Origin of the sequence: Streptomyces sp. NPDC088116 (assembly GCF_044741745.1) — a bacterium.
Lineage (GTDB): Bacteria > Actinomycetota > Actinomycetes > Streptomycetales > Streptomycetaceae > Streptomyces.
In genome coordinates this window covers 248,395-265,484 of the sequence record NZ_JBIUTF010000002.1, presented here as the reverse complement: position 1 = coordinate 265,484, position 17,090 = coordinate 248,395, and the positions used below count along the sequence as shown (strand labels likewise).

The following is a 17,090-nucleotide window of genomic DNA, read 5'->3' as shown; positions in this document are numbered from 1 at the left end:
GACGCTCCGCCGGTAACTCCCCTCAAGAGATGTCGTCAGTCATGAACGAAGCCCTTGACGCACTGCTCGATCTGCTCGACCTGGAGCGGATCGACGAGGACATCTTCCGGGGCCGGAGCCAGTCCTCGGTCGTCCCGCGTGTCTTCGGCGGCCAGGTCGCCGCCCAGGCGCTGGTGGCGGCGGGCCGTACGGTCCCCGCCGACCGTACGGCCCACTCCCTGCACGCGTACTTCCTGCGGGCGGGCGATCCCGGCGCGCCGATCGTCTACACCGTCGACCGCATCCGTGACGGGCGTTCCTTCACCACGCGCCGGGTCGTCGGGGTCCAGCACGGCCAGCCGATCTTCCATCTCTCGGCCTCCTTCCAGACGTACGAGGAAGGCCTGGAGCACCAGTCGGAGATGCCGCCCGCGCCGGACCCGGAGACGCTGCCGACGGCGGCGGAGATGCTGCCGCGCTACGCCGACGGGTTCGTCGATCCGGGCATGGCGGACCGGTTCCTGGAGGCACGGGCCGCCGTCGATCTGCGGTACGTGGACGAGCCGCCGTTCGGCACGGTGGGGCGGCCGCGCGAGCCCCGCTCCCAGGTGTGGTTCCGTACGGCCGGCAAACTCGCCGACGATCCGCTGCTCCACGTCTGCCTGGCCACGTACGTCTCCGACATGACGCTGCTCGACTCGGTGCTGCTGGCGCACGGGCGGGGCGGCTGGGCGGTCGGCGACGTGGTGGGCGCGAGCCTGGACCACGCGATGTGGTTCCACCGGCCGTTCCGCGCGGACGAGTGGCTGCTGTACGACCAGCAGTCCCCATCGGCGGCGGGCGGCCGGGGCCTCGGCCAGGCGCGCATCTTCACCCAGGACGGGCGGCTGGCGATCTCGGTGATCCAGGAGGGCGTGATCCGCGTACCGCGCGAGTGAAGCCACGTACCGCGCGACTGATTCCGCGCAGGGTCCTGCTGCCGCGACGGAGCCCGGACATGAGGAAATCCTCCCGGATCAGGCCCATTTCTGGTGACGACGGCCGTCGCAGCCGATGACTCGCGGGCACGCCACGCGACCGGGGCGCCAGGGGCGGTTGAGGGACTCTCCGCGGGCGGCTGAGGTTCGGGGGCCGAGGTGCCGCCGGACTGTGCGGCTTTCTGGCCGCTGTCCGCCGCCTCCCACAAGGCGCGGTACTCGGCCGGATCGGCTCCCAGTGCCCGGCACAGGTCGCGGACGGTGGCCCAGGGCGGGACCGTATCGCCCCGGAAATAGGGCGACAGCGATGAGTCGCTGATGCGTACCCGCGTCTCCAGGCAGCGCAACGTGCAACCGGACCGCTGTTGCAGCGCGCGTAACGCACCGCCCAGCCTCCGGGCCGCCGCCTGCTCCCGTAACCCCTCGCCCTCAGCCATGAATGCGCCCCCGTGGTGGCCGTGGACCGTGTCCGGCCGGCCGTGACGTGTCCCGGGACAGGCGTGTCCCAGCAGGTCAGAACCCTAGGGATCCCGACATAGCTGAAGCAACCGGGACAAGCTTGCGAAGGCCCCCACACCGGCACAAAATCGGGGCACCCAGCCCGCAGGTTCACCCCACGAGGTGAAGCCCGCCGGCTCCTGGAGCCGCCCCGGCGCCGCCGGATCAACCGGTTCCCGAGGAAAGGAAACGCGGAAATGACACGCACTCACTCTGTCCTGACCGGACTCGTGGCGGCGGCCGCCGCCACGACGCTGGGCCTGGGAGTCGTCTCCCAGGCGACCGCCTCGCCGGCGGCGAGCCCGCAGCGGACCGTTGCCCACCCCGCCGCGGCGGCCGTGGCGGCCGACCTTCCGATCCATCGCGGCAAGTACTGGACCCTCGGCGGCTGCCAGGAGGCCGGACAGCAGGGGATCGACCGCGGGCACTGGTCACGGTACCAGTGCGCCAAGGGCACGCTCCAGTACAGCCTGTGGACGGACCGCTGACCGCTCCGCCCGTCACCACCGCGGGGTCACCACGCCGAACTCCGGTGACCCCGCCCGGGTGACAGACACCCGGGTGACAGACGCCCGGTTGTCGCCCGTCCGGGTGATACGCGCGTACGTGACAGAGGGCGCGTGACACCGGGCGACGCTGAACCTCGGCGATACAGATGCCTGCCCCGGAGCGTCAGAGCAGCCCCGCCTCATTGAGCAGGTAGTCCGTCATCGGATCGTAGAAACGCGGGTCCGTGACGTGGTCGTCCAGCGGAACCGTCACCTCCAGCGTGCCCTCGGCCTCGGCGATGAACAGCGCCGGGTCGTTGCAGTCCGCGTACCCCATGGAGTCCAGCCCGCGCTGCCCCGCACATCCCGCCCACCCGTGGTCCGCCACCACCAGGTCGGGTTGCGGTCTGCCCTCGCGCTCCAGCGCGTCCAGGATCGCGCGCATCGGCTCAGGCGAGTGCGTGTGCCAGAGGGTCGCGCCGCGCTCCAGCATCGCGACGTCGGCGAACTGGAAGACCATGCCCTCGTCCGCCATGAGCCCGCCCGGGATCCGTACGATCTCGCAGCCGGCGGCCCGCAGGGCGTCCGCGGTCCGCCGGTGGACGTCGAGCAGCCCGCCCGGGTGACCGGTCGCGAACAGCACGCGCTGGTGCCCGTCGGCGGCCTTGCGCAGCCGGGCGGCCATCCGCTCCAGGGCGTCGACGGTCAGTTCGGGATCGATGGTGTCCTGGCCGGTCCGGTGCTCGGGGTCGTCGACGACCCCGCACCGCTCGGCCATCACGGCGAGCACGTCCTGCTCGTCGGTCCAGCGGTCCCCGAGCTCGAGACCCAGCCAGTAGTGGCGGTCACCGTTGGCGAGCTTGCGGTAGTGGGAGAGATTGTTGTCGCGTGGCGTGGCCACGTCTCCGGCGATCCGGGAACGGACGAGGTGGTCGACAAGTGCGGCGCGGCTGGGTATCGGCATGAGCCCATTGTGCCGTCAGCGGTACGGGCGGCGCGGAGATTACCCGCTCCGGGCCCTGTCACAACCACGGCCCGTGCCGTGCCGTGCCCCTCACCGGCGGCACGAGGATGTACATGAGCCGGGCACGCTCGATGTGAGCCGGGCACGGGCCCAAGGCATGTTCAGGGGCGGCTCACGCCTCACCCAGCGCCGCGAACGCCCCGTGCGCCAGGCGCCGCAGCAGGGACTCCATCGCCGCTCGGCCCGGTAGTCCACTGCCGTACGAGCCGAGGTGCGGGGTCGAGTTCAGCAGTCCGAAGACCGCGTGGACCGCGCCGCGGGCCTGAGCTTCCGGGACGCGGGGGTGCACTTCGCGCACGACCCCGACCCACAGCTCCACGTACTGCCGCTGGAGCTGGCGCACCAGCTTGCGGTCGCTGTCCCTGAGGCGGTCCAGCTCGCGGTCGTGGAGGGTGATCAGCGAGCGGTCGTCCAGGGCGAAGTCGATATGGCCGTCGATCAGCGAGGCCAGCACGGCGGCCGGGTCCCCGGTCGCGTCCGCTCCGCCCACCCGTCGCTTCCCGCCGTCCAGCAGCCGGCCGCTGATGCCGACGAGCAGCTCGGCGAGCATCGCGTCCTTGCCCGCGAAATGGCGGTACAGCCCGGGGCCGCTGATGCCGACGGCCGCTCCTATCTCGTCGACGCCGACACCGTGGAACCCGCGCTCGGCGAAGAGGCGCGCGGCCTGCTTGAGGATCTGCTCACGGCGGGTCGGGGCGGCTGTCCTGGTGCTCATGGGAAATCATTCTAGACAGGGTCGTTAGCGGTCGTTAACCTGAGGGAAACTGGTTAACGCTCACTAACGTGAGACGTGGCGGCGAGGGAGCTACGAGCGATGCTGCAAGCACCGGTGCTGGCGAGCGCCGCGGACCCGGCGTCCGAGTCCTGGCGGGTGAACGAGGCGGCGCACGGGGAGCTGGCCGACGGCCTGCGCGCCCGGCTCGTCGCGGCTCGGCTGGGCGGCGGCGAGAAGGCCCGCGCCCGGCACACGGCGCGCGGGAAGCTGCTGCCGCGCGACCGGGTGGACACGCTGCTCGACCCCGGTTCGCCCTTCCTGGAGCTGGCGCCGCTCGCGGCGGAGGGGATGTACGGAGGCGCGGCCCCGGCCGCCGGGGTGATCTCCGGGATCGGCCGGGTCAGCGGCCGTGAGGTGGTGATCGTCGCCAATGACGCCACGGTCAAGGGCGGCACGTATTACCCCATGACGGTGAAGAAACACCTCCGCGCCCAGGAAGTGGCCCTGGAGAACCGCCTCCCCTGCCTGTATCTCGTGGACTCCGGAGGCGCCTTCCTGCCGATGCAGGACGAGGTCTTTCCCGACCGGGAGCACTTCGGGCGGATCTTCTACAACCAGGCCAGGATGTCCGGCGCCGGCATCCCGCAGATCGCGGCGGTGCTCGGGTCCTGTACGGCGGGCGGGGCGTATGTCCCGGCGATGAGCGACGAGGCCGTGATCGTGCGCGGCCAGGGCACGATCTTCCTGGGCGGGCCGCCGCTGGTGAAGGCGGCGACCGGCGAGGTCGTCACGGCCGAGGAGCTGGGCGGCGGCGAGGTCCACTCCCGTACGTCGGGGGTCACCGACCATCTCGCGGAGGACGACGCGCACGCCCTGCGGATCGTGCGCACCATCGTCTCCACCCTCCCCGCGCGCGGCGCGCTCCCCTGGTCCGTGGAGCCGGTCGAGGAGCCCAAGGTCGATCCGGCGGGGCTGTACGGCGCGGTGCCGGTGGATTCCCGTACGCCCTACGACGTCCGGGAGGTCATCGCCCGGCTGGTCGACGGCTCGCGGTTCGCCGAGTTCAAGGCCGAGTTCGGTACGACCCTGGTCACCGGCTTCGCGCGGATCCACGGCCATCCGGTCGGGATCGTGGCCAACAACGGCATCCTGTTCTCCGAATCCGCCCAGAAGGGCGCGCATTTCATCGAGCTGTGCGACCAGCGCGGCATCCCGCTGCTCTTCCTCCAGAACATCTCCGGGTTCATGGTCGGCCGGGCCTACGAGGCGGGCGGGATCGCCAAGCACGGCGCGAAGATGGTGACGGCCGTCGCCTGCGCGCGCGTGCCGAAGCTGACGGTGGTGGTCGGCGGTTCGTACGGAGCGGGCAACTACTCGATGTGCGGCCGGGCCTACTCCCCCCGCTTCCTGTGGATGTGGCCCAACGCCAAGATCTCGGTGATGGGCGGCGAGCAGGCCGCGTCCGTGCTCGCGACCGTCAAGCGCGACCAGATCGAGGGGCGTGGCGAGGAGTGGGCGCAGGAGGACGAGGAGGTGTTCAAGGCCCCGATCCGCGCCCAGTACGAGACCCAGGGCAACGCCTACTACGCGACCGCGCGCCTCTGGGACGACGGCGTGATCGACCCGCTGGAGACCCGGCAGGTGGTGGGTCTGGCGCTGACCGCCTGTGCCAACGCCCCGCTGGGTGAACCCGGTTTCGGGGTCTTCCGGATGTGAGCGCGGACCGTGGGCGCGCAAGTGCGTGAGTGCGGAGGTCCGGGAGCCCCGTAAGAGCCGGAGCCGTACATGAGAGCGGGAAGGTGAGGGTGGGAATGTTCGACACAGTCCTGGTGGCCAACCGTGGCGAGATCGCGGTCCGTGTCATCCGTACGCTGCGGTCCCTGGGCGTGCGTTCGGTCGCGGTCTTCAGCGACGCGGACGTGGACGCCCGCCATGTGCGGGAGGCCGACACGGCTGTCCGGATCGGCCCGGCCGCCGCGTCCCGGAGCTATCTCTGCGTCGACCGGCTGCTGGAGGCGGCTGCCCTGACCGGCGCCCAGGCGGTCCATCCCGGCTACGGCTTCCTCGCGGAGAACGCGGCGTTCGCGCGCGCCTGCGCGGACGCGGGGCTGGTCTTCGTCGGGCCGCCCGAGTCCGCCATCGACCTGATGGGCGACAAGATCCGCGCCAAGGAGACGGTGCGGGCGGCGGGCGTGCCGGTCGTCCCCGGCTCCTCTGGCAGTTGGCTGAGCGATGCCCAACTGGCCGACGCGGCAGGAGAGATCGGTATGCCGGTGCTGCTGAAGCCCTCGGCGGGCGGCGGTGGCAAGGGCATGCGCCTGGTGCGTACGGAGTCGGCGCTCCTGGAGGAGATCGCGGCGGCCCGGCGCGAGGCACGGTCGTCGTTCGGGGACGACACGCTGCTGGTGGAGCGGTGGGTGGACCGTCCGCGCCATATCGAGATCCAGGTCCTGGCGGACACCCACGGCCATGTGGTGCATCTGGGCGAGCGCGAGTGTTCGCTCCAGCGCCGCCACCAGAAGATCATCGAGGAGGCTCCGTCCGTCCTGCTGGACGACGCGACGCGCGCGGCGATGGGCGAGGCCGCGGTCCAGGCGGCCCGCTCCTGCGGTTATGCGGGCGCGGGCACGGTCGAGTTCATCGTCCCGGGCCGCGACCCCTCGTCGTACTTCTTCATGGAGATGAACACCCGCCTCCAGGTCGAGCACCCGGTCACGGAGCTGGCCGTGTCGATCGCGGGCACGGGCCACCCGGACCTGGTGGAGTGGCAGCTGCGGGTCGCCTCGGGCGAGAAACTCCCCTTCGCCCAGGCCGACATCACGTTCACGGGCCACGCGGTGGAGGCCCGGGTCTGCGCGGAGGACCCGGCACGGGGCTTCCTGCCCTCCGGGGGTACGGTGCTGGCGCTGCGCGAGCCGGAGGGCGACGGCGTCCGGACGGACTCGGGACTCTCCGAGGGCACGGAGGTCGGCAGTCTGTACGACCCGTTGCTGTCCAAGGTCATCGCCCACGGCCCCGACCGCGCCACGGCTCTGCGCAGGCTGCGTGCGGCGCTGGCGCAGACCGTCACCCTCGGTGTCCCGACGAACGCCGGTTTCCTCAGACGCCTGCTGGCCCACCCGGCGGTGGTGGCGGGCGATCTGGACACGGGCCTGGTCGAACGGGAGGCGGACGGCCTGACGGCGGACCCTGTCCCGCCGGAGGTGTACGCGGCGGCGGCAGCGGTCCGCCAGGCGGAGTTGGCGCCATCCGCGCCCGCCGGCTGGGTGGACCCCTTCTCCGTACCGAGCGGCTGGCGTCTGGGCGGCGAACCCGCCCCCGTACGGCACGCGTTGCGGGTGGCGGGACAGGATCCGGTGACGTACGAGGTGCGGCCCGAGGACCGGTTCCGGGTGGGGCCGGACCGGGTCACCGTGACCGTCGAGGGCGTGACCCACACCTTCCACCGCGCGGGCAGCTGGCTGGGCAGGGACGGCGACAGCTGGCACGTACGGGACCACGACCCGGTCGAGGCCGCGCTGCGCGGGGCCGCCGGGGCGGGGGGCGTGGACGCGCTGACCGCGCCCATGCCCGGGACCGTCACCGTCGTCAAGGTGGCCGTCGGGGACGAGGTGACGGCCGGGCAGAGCCTGCTCGTCGTCGAGGCGATGAAGATGGAGCACGTCATCTCCGCTCCGCACGACGGCACCGTCACCGAGCTGGACGTCGCCCCCGGTTCCACGGTCGCCATGGACCAGGTGCTGGCGGTCCTCGCGCCGCTCCTCGCGCCGGCCGGGGCGCCCGAGGAGGAGTCATGACCGACGGACTGCCCATGGCGGTGCCCGCGCAGGGCCTGCCGCCCCGGGTCCGTATCCACGAGGTGGGAGCGCGCGACGGCCTCCAGAACGAGAAGACCGTCGTATCGACCGAGGTCAAGGCGGAGTTCATCCACCGGCTCGCCGAGTCCGGGCTGACCACCATCGAGGCGACCAGCTTCGTCCACCCGGAGTGGGTGCCCCAACTGGCCGACGCGGAGCGGCTGTTCCCCCTGCTCGGCGACCTCGGCCCGAAGGACGGCAGGGACGGCAGGGGCGGCAGGGGAGGCGAGGGCGTCGCGCTCCCCGTCCTCGTGCCGAACGCGCGCGGACTCGACCGCGCCATGGCCCTCGGTGCCCGCCGCATCGCCGTGTTCGGCAGCGCCACCGAGTCCTTCGCCCAGGCCAATCTCAACCGGACCGTCGACGCGTCACTCGCCATGTTCGCGCCGGTCGTCGCCAGGGCCCGCGAGGACGGGATGCACGTGCGCGGCTATCTCTCCATGTGCTTCGGCGATCCCTGGGAGGGCCCGGTCCCCGTCCACCAGGTGGTCAGGGTCGCCAAGGCCCTGATGGACCTGGGCTGCCACGAGCTGAGCCTGGGCGACACCATCGGCGTCGCCACCCCCGGCCATGTGTGGACCCTGCTCTCCGAATTGAACGAGGAGGGCGTGCCGACCGACGCCATCGGCGTGCATTTCCACGACACCTACGGCCAGGCACTCTCCAACACCCTCGCCGCCCTCCAGCATGGGGTGACCACCGTGGACGCGTCGGCGGGCGGCCTCGGGGGCTGCCCGTACGCGAAGAGCGCCACCGGCAATCTCGCCACCGAGGACCTCGTGTGGATGCTCGACGGCCTCGGCATCGAAACCGGCGTCGATCTCGGCCGGCTCACCGCCACCAGCCTCTGGCTGGCCGAGCGGCTCGGCCGCCCCAGCCCCTCCCGTACCGTCCGCGCCCTGGCGCCGGATCCGGCACCGTCCGACAAGGAGTGACCCAGCGATGGCTCTGGACCACCGGCTCTCCGCCGAGCACGAAGAACTGCGCCGTACCGTCGAGGAGTTCGCCCGGGAAGTCGTCGCGCCCAAGATCGGTGACTTCTACGAGCGGCACGAATTCCCGTACGAGATCGTCCGCGAGATGGGGCGGATGGGCCTGTTCGGGCTGCCGTTCCCCGAGGACTACGGCGGCATGGGCGGCGACTATCTCGCGCTCGGCATCGCCCTCGAAGAGCTGGCCCGCGTCGACTCCTCCGTCGCGATCACCCTGGAGGCCGGCGTCTCCCTGGGCGCCATGCCTGTGTACCGCTTCGGTACGGACGCCCAGAAGCGCGAGTGGCTGCCCGCGCTCTGCTCGGGTGAGGTGCTCGGCGCGTTCGGCCTGACCGAGCCGGACTGCGGCTCCGACGCGGGCGGCACGCGCACCACGGCCGTCCGGGACGGCGACGAGTGGGTCATCAACGGCACCAAGTGCTTCATCACCAACTCGGGGACGGACATCACCGGTCTGGTCACGGTCACCGCCGTCACCGGCCGCAAGGAGGACGGCCGTCCGGAGATCTCCGCGATCATCGTCCCGTCCGGCACCCCGGGCTTCACGGTCGCCGCCCCCTACTCCAAGGTCGGCTGGAACGCGTCGGACACGCGCGAGCTGTCCTTCTCGGACGTACGGGTCCCGCTGGCGAACCTGCTCGGCGAGGAGGGCCGCGGTTACGCCCAGTTCCTCCGCATCCTGGACGAGGGCCGGATCGCGATCTCCGCGCTGGCGACCGGCCTTGCCCAGGGGTGTGTGGACGAGTCGGTGACGTACGCGAAGGAGCGGCACGCCTTCGGCCGTCCCATCGGCGCCAACCAGGCCATCCAGTTCAAGATCGCCGACATGGAGATGCGCGCGCACATGGCGCGGATCGGCTGGCGGGACGCGGCCTCGCGGCTCACGCACGGCGAGCCGTTCAAGAAGGAGGCGGCGCTGGCGAAGCTGTACTCCTCGACCGTCGCCGTCGACAACGCCCGTGAGGCCACCCAGATCCATGGCGGCTACGGCTTCATGAACGAGTATCCGGTGGCCAGGATGTGGCGGGACTCCAAGATCCTGGAGATCGGCGAGGGCACCAGCGAGGTCCAGCGGATGCTGATCGCGCGGGAGCTGGGCCTTACGGACTGAGGGCCGCACAGCGCACCTCATCACGCCGCGCAGCGCACCACACCACCCCGCGCAGCGCCCCGCGTCGTCCACGCACGCCGCACCGCGTCGTCCACGCACGCCGCACCGCGTCGTCCACACACAGCGCCCCGCGTCGTCCGCGCACATCCGCGTACGTACGGAACCGGCGTGAATAGGGGCACCCCCGGACTAGCCAGTGAGGTTAGGCTAACCTAGCTTGGGAGGGCATCACCCGTACCAGTACGCAGGAAGCGGACACCTCATGCTCAACGCCCGAGTTCCCCCTCCCACCCGTCGCGGCGTGCTCGCCGCCTGCGGCGGCGGCGACGCGAAGAGCGGCTCGGGCAACGGTACCGGGAAGTCGGGCCCGTGGTCCTTCCAGGACGACCGCGGTACGACCGTGAAGACCGACAGCACTCGGAGAACATCGTCGGTGCACGCGCAGGGCTTCTTCGAGGAGCTGAGCCGGGAGAACGCCGGCAAGTACGACGCCGACATCATCACGATGGACAACCGGTCCTCGGCCCTCCAGCCCGCGGCGCTCGCGTCCTGGCCGACATGGAAGCGGCTGCCTGCCGTCACGGCGGGCCAGGTCATCTCCCGTACCACCGAACCAATCTTCTCGTACGACAAGTGCGCCCCGATTCTGGACGATCTGGCCCAGGCCATCGAAACCGCGAAGAAGGTGAGCCGACACCCATGAAGACGGCTGAGACCGCCCCGCCGAGGACAGCCCCGAAGACGGCCGCGACCGCGCCGTCGGACACCTCCAAGACGTCGAGAACGCCGAGGACCGTGCGGACCGCGCGCACGACGGCGCCCGCGCAGGGGTCCAACGCGCAGGGGTCCAAGACGGCGCCGACGACGGCCGGGACCGCGCCATTCCGCTTCTTCTCCCTCCAGGTCGTACGGACCCGGCGGCTCGGCCCGTCGATGGTCCGCATCACCTTCGGGGGCGAGGAGCTGGCCGCCTTCGACGCCGGCGGCCGGGATCAGAGTCTCTCCCTCTTCCTCCCGCATCCGGGCCAGTGCGCGCCCGTCGTCCCGGTCGAGAAGGGCGACGGCTGGTGGGCCGCCTGGCGGGAACTGCCGGACGACGTACGGGCCGTGATGCGCTCGTACACCCTGCGCGAGCAGCGTCGCGACCCGGACGAGGTCGACATCGACTTCGCGCTGCACGCCGACGGCGGCCCGGCCTGCCGCTGGGCCGGGCGGGCGGCTCCCGGCGACCGGGTGCTGGTCCTGGGGCCGGCCGTCGCCGACAACACCGCCGTACGGTTCCGGCCGCCCGCCGACGCCGACTCCGTGCTGATCTGGGCCGACGAGACGGCGCTGCCCGCCGCGTCCGCGATCCTGGAGTGGCTGCCCGCCGGACTGAAGGCCGATGTGCTGCTCGAAGTGGCGCACTCCGGGGACCGGCAGCGGCTGCACACCGCCGCCGACGCCAGGATCACCTGGCTGGTACGGGAGGAGGGCGCGCCGTCGGCCCTGGACGCGGTGCGCGCCACCGAACCGCGCGGCTCCGCCCCGTACGCCTGGATCGCCGGTGAGTCGGGGACCGTCAAGGAGCTGCGCCGCCACCTGGTGCGTGAGCGCGAGTTGGACCGCCGCCGTGTGACGTTCGTCGGCTACTGGCGGCGCGGGGTCAGCGAGGAGGAGTTGCGGGCCGCGGCGGCGAAGGCCGCGTAGAGACGACGCCCGCATAGGACCGACCGGATCCGGGCAGGTGCGTACGCGCCCCGCGTGCGCACGCCCCACCAGGCGCGTACGCATGCCCCACCACGTACGCGCACAGCGACAGAAGTGGCACACAGCGGAACCGCCGCGGGCGGACGCATCGCGACGGACGCCCGTCACGGACGCGCCCCCGGGGGACGAGAACTGACGCGCCACCACATTGCAGGGTTGGTTAGGTTAGGCTAACCTAACCGAGGTCGCGCGCTCGTTCCTTGTCCTGTCCTGAGGCGTGCGACGAAACCCCCACTTCCCGGGAGGACCTTGCATGCGTGCGCACCTGCTCAACGACGCTACGGCGGAGCGCTACCGGCGTTCCGTGACCGAAGGGGTCGAGCGGGTGGCGGCCAAACTCGCCACGACCAGACAGCCGTTCACCGGAGTCACGCCGGACGCCCTGGCGCCGCTGGTCTCCGCCGTCGACCTGGACCGGCCACTGGGCGATGCCTCGGCCGCTCTCGACGAACTGGAAGATGTCTATCTGCGGGACGCCGTCTACTTCCACCACCCCCGTTATCTCGCCCATCTCAACTGCCCGGTCGTCATACCCGCCGTCGTCGGCGAGGCCGTGCTGTCCGCCGTCAACTCCTCGATCGACACCTGGGACCAGAGCGCCGGCGGCACCCTGATCGAACGCCGCCTGATCGACTGGACCGCGCAGCGGATCGGCCTGGGCGAGTCCGCCGACGGTGTCTTCACCAGCGGAGGCACGCAGTCCAACCTCCAGGCCCTGCTGCTCGCCCGTGAGGAGGCCAAAGCCGACGAGCTGACGAAAATGCGCGTGTTCGCCTCCGCGTGCAGCCACTTCAGCGTGCAGAAGTCGGCCACCCTGCTCGGGCTCGGCCCCGACGCCGTCGTCTCCATCCCCTGCGACCGCGACAAGCGGATGCAGACCGTCGCGCTCGCCGCCGAGTTGCAGCGCTGCCTCGACGAGGGCCTGACCCCGATGGCCGTCGTCGCCACCGCGGGCACCACCGACTTCGGCTCCATCGACCCGCTGCCGGAGATCGGCGCGCTCTGCGCCCAGTACGGCACCTGGCTGCACGTCGACGCGGCGTACGGCTGCGGGCTGCTGGCCTCCACCACCCGCCGCTCGCTCCTCGACGGCATCGAGAACGCCGACTCGGTCACCGTCGACTATCACAAGTCCTTCTTCCAGCCGGTGAGTTCCTCGGCCCTGCTGGTACGGGACCGGGCCACGCTGCGCCACGCCACCTACCACGCGGACTACCTCAACCCGCGCCGGACGGTGGAGGAGCGCATCCCCAACCAGGTCGACAAGTCCCTCCAGACCACCCGGCGCTTCGACGCCCTCAAACTGTGGATGACCCTGCGCGTCATGGGCGCCGACGGCATCGGGGAGCTGTTCGACGAGGTCTGCGACCTGGCCGAGGAAGGCTGGCAGCTGCTCGCCGCCGACCCGCGCTTCGATGTCGTCGTACAGCCCCGGCTCTCCACACTGGTCTTCCGCTACGTCCCCGAGCACATCACCAGCCCCGCCGAGATCGACCGCGCCAACCTCCAGGCCCGCAAGGCCCTGTTCGCGTCCGGCGAGGCCGTGGTGGCCGGGACGAGCGTCGACGGCCGGCAGTACCTCAAGTTCACCCTGCTCAACCCCGAGACATCGGTGAACGACATCGCCGCCGTCCTCGATCTCATCGCCGGCCACGCCGAGCAGTACCTGGGAGAGAACCTTGTCCACGCTTCCTGATCGCAGAGAGCGCGCCGAGCACACCGATCGCACCGATCGCACCGAGCCGTACGACTTCGTCGGCATCGGACTCGGTCCGTTCAACCTGGGTCTCGCCTGCCTGACCGAGCCGATCGACGAACTCGACGGTGTCTTCCTGGAGTCGAAACCGGACTTCGAATGGCACTCGGGCATGTTCCTCGAAGGCGCCCACCTCCAGACGCCGTTCCTCTCGGACCTGGTCACCCTGGCGGACCCGACCTCGCCGTACTCCTTCCTCAACTACCTGAAGGAATCGGGACGGCTGTACTCGTTCTACATCCGCGAGAACTTCTATCCGCTCCGGACCGAGTACAACGACTACTGCCGCTGGGCCGCCGCCAAACTCTCCAGCATCCGCTTCAACCGGACGGTGGCCTCCGTCAGTTACGAGGACGACACCGAGCTGTACGTCGTCCGTACCGAGGACGAGACCTACCGCGCCCGCCACCTGGTGCTCGGCACCGGCACCCCTCCGTACGTCCCCGAGTCCTGCCAGGGGCTCGGCGGTGACTTCCTGCACAACTCCCGCTATCTGCAAGGCAAGGCGGAGCTCCAGAAAAAGGACTCCATCACCCTCGTCGGCAGTGGGCAGAGCGCGGCGGAGATCTACTACGACCTGCTCTCCGAGATCGACGACCACGGCTACCGGCTCAACTGGATCACCCGGTCGCCGCGCTTCTTCCCGCTCGAATACACCAAACTGACGCTGGAGATGACCTCCCCGGAGTACGTCGACTACTTCCACGCCCTGCCGGAGGCGACCCGCTACCGGCTGGAGTCGGGGCAGAAGGGCCTGTTCAAGGGCATCGACTCGGATCTGATCAATCAGATCTTCGACCTGCTCTACCTGAAGAACCTCAAGGGCCCGGTGCAGACCAGGCTGATGGCCAACACCGCGCTGACCTCCGCCACCTACGAGGAGGGCGCGTCGGACGACGGCGCGTCGGGGCAGGGCACGTACACGCTGGGGCTGCGCCAGGAGGAGCAGGAGCAGGACTTCTCGCTCACCAGCCAGGGCCTGGTCCTCGCGACCGGCTACACATACGTCACCCCCGCGTTCCTGGAGCCGGTCGAGGGACGGATCCGCCGGGACGGGCACGGCCGCTTCGACGTCGCCCGCAACTACAGCATCGACACCACAGGCCGCGGGATCTTCCTCCAGAACGCCGCCGTGCACACGCACAGCATCACCTCGCCCGACCTGGGCATGGGCCCGTACCGCAACGCGTACATCATCGGCGAGCTGCTGGGGCGCGCGTACTACCAGGTCGAGAAGGCCATCGCGTTCCAGGAGTTCGCCGCCCCGGAAGGCACTGTCGCATGACCGAGCCCACGAGCGGGATCCTCTTCTCGCGTACCGACGAGCGGCTCGGCCGGTTCGAGGTGCGCGCCGTCGACCCCTTCTCCGACGTCGAGCTGCTGCACGGCTGGGTCACCCACCCCAAGGCCGCGTACTGGCTGATGCAGGGAGCCTCGCTGCCGGACATCGAGCGGGAGTACATGGGGATCGCCGCGGCCGGGAACCACGATGCCTTCATCGGGCTGCACGAAGGGCGGCCGGCCTTCCTGATCGAGCGCTACAACCCGGCGGAGGTGGAGCTGAAGGGGCTGTACGACCCGGAGCCCGGCGACATCGGGATGCACTTCCTGGTCGCCCAGGTCCCCGCGTCGAAGCGGCTGCACGGCTTCACCCGCGCCGTGATCACCACGGTGATGGAACTGCTCTTCGACGATCCCTCGGTACGGCGCGTGGTCGTCGAGCCCGATGTACGCAACACCGCCGTGCACGCCCTGAACGAGGCGGTCGGCTTCCGGATCGTGGAAAAGATCGAGAAGCCGGAGAAGGACGCCTACCTGAGCGTCTGCACCCGCGAGATGTTCCTGGCCTCCCAAGGAGTCACCCGATGAGCCGCCCCGCCACGTCCCCCCACACCCCGGCCGCTCCGGCCGCGACGCACACCGGTACCGGCATCGGTATCGGCGAGAGCGTCTCCCACCTGAACCCCGCGCTCTGGGAACAGGCAGGGCGGCTGCTCATACGAAAAGCGCTCGCCGAGTTCTCCCACGAACGCCTGCTGGCCCCCGAGTCCCTGGGCGGGGACCGCTACCGGGTCCGCAGTGACGACGACACGACCGAATACCGCTTCACGGCGCGGCGGTTCGCCCTGGAGCACTGGCAGGTGTCCGCCGAGTCCATCCAGCGCCACCGCGGCGACACCGAACTGGCCCTGGACGCGCTGGAGTTCTTCATCGAACTGCGCGACACCCTGAGGCTGTCCGCCAAGATCCTGCCGGTCTACCTGGAGGAGATCTCCTCCACCCTGGCCAGCACCGCGTACAAACTCACCAAGAAGCCGGCCACCTCGGCGGAACTGGCCACCGCCGGATTCCAGGAGATCGAGACGGGGATGACCGAGGGCCACCCCTGCTTCGTCGCCAACAACGGCCGGCTGGGCTTCGGCGTCGACGAGTACCGCGCGTACGCCCCGGAGACCGGCAACGGGATCCGGCTGATCTGGCTCGCGGCCCGCCGCGACCGCGCCACCTTCACCGCGGGCGCCGGACTCGACTACGCCTCGCTGATCCGCGAGGAGCTGTCCGCCGGAACCCTGGAGCGGTTCGACGCGACCCTGCGCGGCCAGGGCCTCGACCCGGACGGCTACTACCTGATCCCGGTGCACCCCTGGCAGTGGTGGAACAAACTGTCCGTCACCTTCGCCGCCGAGCTGGCCCAGCGCCATCTGGTCTGCCTGGGCGAGGGCGAGGACAGCTACCTGGCGCAGCAGTCGATCCGTACCTTCTTCAACACGAGCGACCCGGCCAAGCACTACGTCAAAACCGCGCTGTCGGTCCTCAACATGGGCTTCATGCGCGGGCTCTCCGCCTCGTACATGGAGGCCACGCCCGCGATCAACGACTGGCTCGCGAGCCTGATCGACGGCGACGAGCGGCTGCGGGCGGTCCGCTTCTCGATCATCCGGGAGCGGGCGGCCATCGGCTACCACCACCGGCAGTACGAGGCCGCCACCGAGAAGGGCTCCCCGTACCTGAAAATGCTGGCCGCGCTCTGGCGGGAGAGCCCGGTGCCCTCGCTCCAGGGCCGGGAGCGGCTCGCCACCATGGCGTCGCTGCTGCACACCGACCGGGAGGGCGCGTCCTTCGCGGGCGCGCTGATCGCCGAGTCCGGGCTGGACCCGGCCGACTGGCTGCGCCGCTACCTGGACGCGTACCTGGTGCCGGTGCTGCACTCCTTCTTCGCGTACGACCTGGTGTTCATGCCGCACGGCGAGAACGTCATCCTCGTCCTGGAGGACGGTGTCGTGCAGCGGGCGATCTTCAAGGACATCGCCGAGGAGATAGCGGTGATGGACCCGCACGCGGTGCTGCCGCCCGCGGTCGAGCGCATCCGGGCGGACGTTCCGGAGGACATGAAGGCGCTGTCGGTCTTCACCGATGTCTTCGACTGCTTCTTCCGCTTCCTCAGCTCGTCGCTGGTCTCGGACGGGGTGCTGGAGGAGGAGACGTTCTGGCGGACGGTCGCCGAGTGCGTCCGGGGCTACCAGGAGTCGGTGCCGCAACTGGCCGACAAATTCCGGCAGTACGACCTGTTCGCCGAGGAGTTCGCGCACTCCTGCCTCAACCGGCTCCAGCTGCGCAACAACGAGCAGATGGTCGACCTCCAGGACCCGGCGGGCGCGCTCCAGATGGCGGGCACGCTGGACAACCCGATCGCGCGGTTCGCCACGGGGGCCTGAGCCTGGAGAGTCCTCAGTCCTGTCCGGCGTCCCGGCCGCGAGGTCGCGGGTACGGTCCCTGTCGCGGTCGCGGCGCGGGGACGCCGGGCGGTCGGGGGGGGGGGGGGGGGTGGGGGGGCCCCCCCCCCCCCCCCCCGGGGCGGCCCCGCTTAGGGGTTGGGTCCGCGGGGGGCCCCGCCAACCCGCGCGGCCCGCCCGGGGCCCCGCCCGCCCCCGGCCGCCCCCGGG

Annotated in this window: 13 protein-coding genes and 2 pseudogenes; 12 read left to right on the top strand and 3 right to left on the bottom strand. The window is 70.8% G+C overall.

The window, feature by feature from the left end; all coding sequences use genetic code 11:
• Nucleotides 1–41 precede the first annotated feature (41 nt).
• A complete protein-coding gene (locus ACIOJD_RS07890; protein WP_401909590.1) occupies nucleotides 42–917 on the top strand; it encodes an acyl-CoA thioesterase in 876 nt (291 codons plus the stop codon).
• A gap of 305 nt (nucleotides 918–1,222) precedes the next feature.
• On the opposite strand, the pseudogene ACIOJD_RS07885 reads toward ACIOJD_RS07890, so the two are convergent.
• Nucleotides 1,223–1,393: pseudogene (locus tag ACIOJD_RS07885) on the bottom strand (helix-turn-helix domain-containing protein); the annotation flags it as partial.
• A gap of 258 nt (nucleotides 1,394–1,651) precedes the next feature.
• Here ACIOJD_RS07885 and ACIOJD_RS07880 point away from each other — a divergent pair.
• Entirely contained in the window at nucleotides 1,652–1,942 is a 291-nt protein-coding gene (locus ACIOJD_RS07880) for a hypothetical protein (RefSeq protein WP_401909587.1), read from the top strand.
• Nucleotides 1,943–2,126: 184 nt separating this feature from the next.
• Here ACIOJD_RS07880 and ACIOJD_RS07875 read toward each other — a convergent pair whose 3' ends face one another.
• Together ACIOJD_RS07875 and ACIOJD_RS07870 are read right to left on the bottom strand one after the other, a co-directional pair.
• Nucleotides 2,127–2,906: a phosphatase gene (locus ACIOJD_RS07875; RefSeq protein ID WP_401909584.1), complete on the bottom strand. Its 780-nt coding sequence runs from the start codon at nucleotides 2,904–2,906 to the stop codon at nucleotides 2,127–2,129.
• 172 nt (nucleotides 2,907–3,078) lie between these two features.
• A complete protein-coding gene (locus ACIOJD_RS07870) occupies nucleotides 3,079–3,681 on the bottom strand; it encodes a TetR/AcrR family transcriptional regulator (RefSeq protein ID WP_401909581.1) in 603 nt (200 codons plus the stop codon).
• A 99-nt stretch (nucleotides 3,682–3,780) separates the two neighbouring features.
• Here ACIOJD_RS07870 and ACIOJD_RS07865 point away from each other — a divergent pair, with 99 nt between their 5' ends.
• The 10 genes and pseudogenes from ACIOJD_RS07865 (at nucleotide 3,781) to ACIOJD_RS07820 (ending at nucleotide 16,862) form a co-directional block, all read left to right on the top strand.
• Nucleotides 3,781–5,397 (top strand): carboxyl transferase domain-containing protein, encoded by a 1,617-nt coding sequence (locus ACIOJD_RS07865; RefSeq protein WP_401909579.1) that lies wholly within the window; start codon nucleotides 3,781–3,783, stop codon nucleotides 5,395–5,397.
• 95 nt (nucleotides 5,398–5,492) lie between these two features.
• Nucleotides 5,493–7,478 (top strand): biotin carboxylase N-terminal domain-containing protein, encoded by a 1,986-nt coding sequence (locus ACIOJD_RS07860; protein ID WP_401909578.1) that lies wholly within the window; start codon nucleotides 5,493–5,495, stop codon nucleotides 7,476–7,478.
• Nucleotides 7,475–8,473 (top strand): hydroxymethylglutaryl-CoA lyase, encoded by a 999-nt coding sequence (locus ACIOJD_RS07855; RefSeq protein ID WP_401909576.1) that lies wholly within the window; start codon nucleotides 7,475–7,477, stop codon nucleotides 8,471–8,473. Before ACIOJD_RS07860 ends, ACIOJD_RS07855 begins: the two co-directional genes overlap by 4 nt.
• 7 nt (nucleotides 8,474–8,480) lie before the next feature.
• A complete protein-coding gene (locus tag ACIOJD_RS07850) occupies nucleotides 8,481–9,641 on the top strand; it encodes an acyl-CoA dehydrogenase family protein (RefSeq protein ID WP_401909574.1) in 1,161 nt (386 codons plus the stop codon).
• Nucleotides 9,642–10,077: 436 nt separating this feature from the next.
• Nucleotides 10,078–10,344: pseudogene (locus ACIOJD_RS07845) on the top strand (ABC transporter substrate-binding protein); the annotation flags it as partial.
• Entirely contained in the window at nucleotides 10,341–11,330 is a 990-nt protein-coding gene (locus ACIOJD_RS07840) for a siderophore-interacting protein (RefSeq protein ID WP_401909572.1), read from the top strand. The pseudogene ACIOJD_RS07845 and the gene ACIOJD_RS07840, both read left to right, overlap by 4 nt.
• A gap of 313 nt (nucleotides 11,331–11,643) precedes the next feature.
• A complete protein-coding gene (locus tag ACIOJD_RS07835) occupies nucleotides 11,644–13,086 on the top strand; it encodes a pyridoxal phosphate-dependent decarboxylase family protein (RefSeq protein WP_401909570.1) in 1,443 nt (480 codons plus the stop codon).
• Nucleotides 13,070–14,431: a lysine N(6)-hydroxylase/L-ornithine N(5)-oxygenase family protein gene (locus ACIOJD_RS07830; protein ID WP_401909567.1), complete on the top strand. Its 1,362-nt coding sequence runs from the start codon at nucleotides 13,070–13,072 to the stop codon at nucleotides 14,429–14,431. The genes ACIOJD_RS07835 and ACIOJD_RS07830 overlap by 17 nt, the downstream gene beginning before the upstream one ends.
• A complete protein-coding gene (locus ACIOJD_RS07825; RefSeq protein WP_401909565.1) occupies nucleotides 14,428–15,015 on the top strand; it encodes a GNAT family N-acetyltransferase in 588 nt (195 codons plus the stop codon). Before ACIOJD_RS07830 ends, ACIOJD_RS07825 begins: the two co-directional genes overlap by 4 nt.
• Entirely contained in the window at nucleotides 15,012–16,862 is a 1,851-nt protein-coding gene (locus tag ACIOJD_RS07820; RefSeq protein WP_401909564.1) for an IucA/IucC family protein, read from the top strand. Before ACIOJD_RS07825 ends, ACIOJD_RS07820 begins: the two co-directional genes overlap by 4 nt.
• Nucleotides 16,863–17,090: the final 228 nt, after the last annotated feature.

Bases quoted from the DNA above. Each gene is read 5' to 3' on its own strand.
- ACIOJD_RS07840 (WP_401909572.1), top strand. From the start codon at position 10,341: ATGAAGACGGCTGAGACCGCCCCGCCGAGGACAGCCCCGAAGACGGCC.
- ACIOJD_RS07865 (WP_401909579.1), top strand. From the start codon at position 3,781: ATGCTGCAAGCACCGGTGCTGGCGAGCGCCGCGGACCCGGCGTCCGAG.
- ACIOJD_RS07880 (WP_401909587.1), top strand. From the start codon at position 1,652: ATGACACGCACTCACTCTGTCCTGACCGGACTCGTGGCGGCGGCCGCC.
- ACIOJD_RS07890 (WP_401909590.1), top strand. From the start codon at position 42: ATGAACGAAGCCCTTGACGCACTGCTCGATCTGCTCGACCTGGAGCGG.
- ACIOJD_RS07835 (WP_401909570.1), top strand. From the start codon at position 11,644: ATGCGTGCGCACCTGCTCAACGACGCTACGGCGGAGCGCTACCGGCGT.
- ACIOJD_RS07850 (WP_401909574.1), top strand. From the start codon at position 8,481: ATGGCTCTGGACCACCGGCTCTCCGCCGAGCACGAAGAACTGCGCCGT.
- ACIOJD_RS07860 (WP_401909578.1), top strand. From the start codon at position 5,493: ATGTTCGACACAGTCCTGGTGGCCAACCGTGGCGAGATCGCGGTCCGT.
- ACIOJD_RS07875 (WP_401909584.1), bottom strand. From the start codon at position 2,906: ATGCCGATACCCAGCCGCGCCGCACTTGTCGACCACCTCGTCCGTTCC.
- ACIOJD_RS07870 (WP_401909581.1), bottom strand. From the start codon at position 3,681: ATGAGCACCAGGACAGCCGCCCCGACCCGCCGTGAGCAGATCCTCAAG.
- ACIOJD_RS07855 (WP_401909576.1), top strand. From the start codon at position 7,475: ATGACCGACGGACTGCCCATGGCGGTGCCCGCGCAGGGCCTGCCGCCC.
- ACIOJD_RS07820 (WP_401909564.1), top strand. From the start codon at position 15,012: ATGAGCCGCCCCGCCACGTCCCCCCACACCCCGGCCGCTCCGGCCGCG.
- ACIOJD_RS07825 (WP_401909565.1), top strand. From the start codon at position 14,428: ATGACCGAGCCCACGAGCGGGATCCTCTTCTCGCGTACCGACGAGCGG.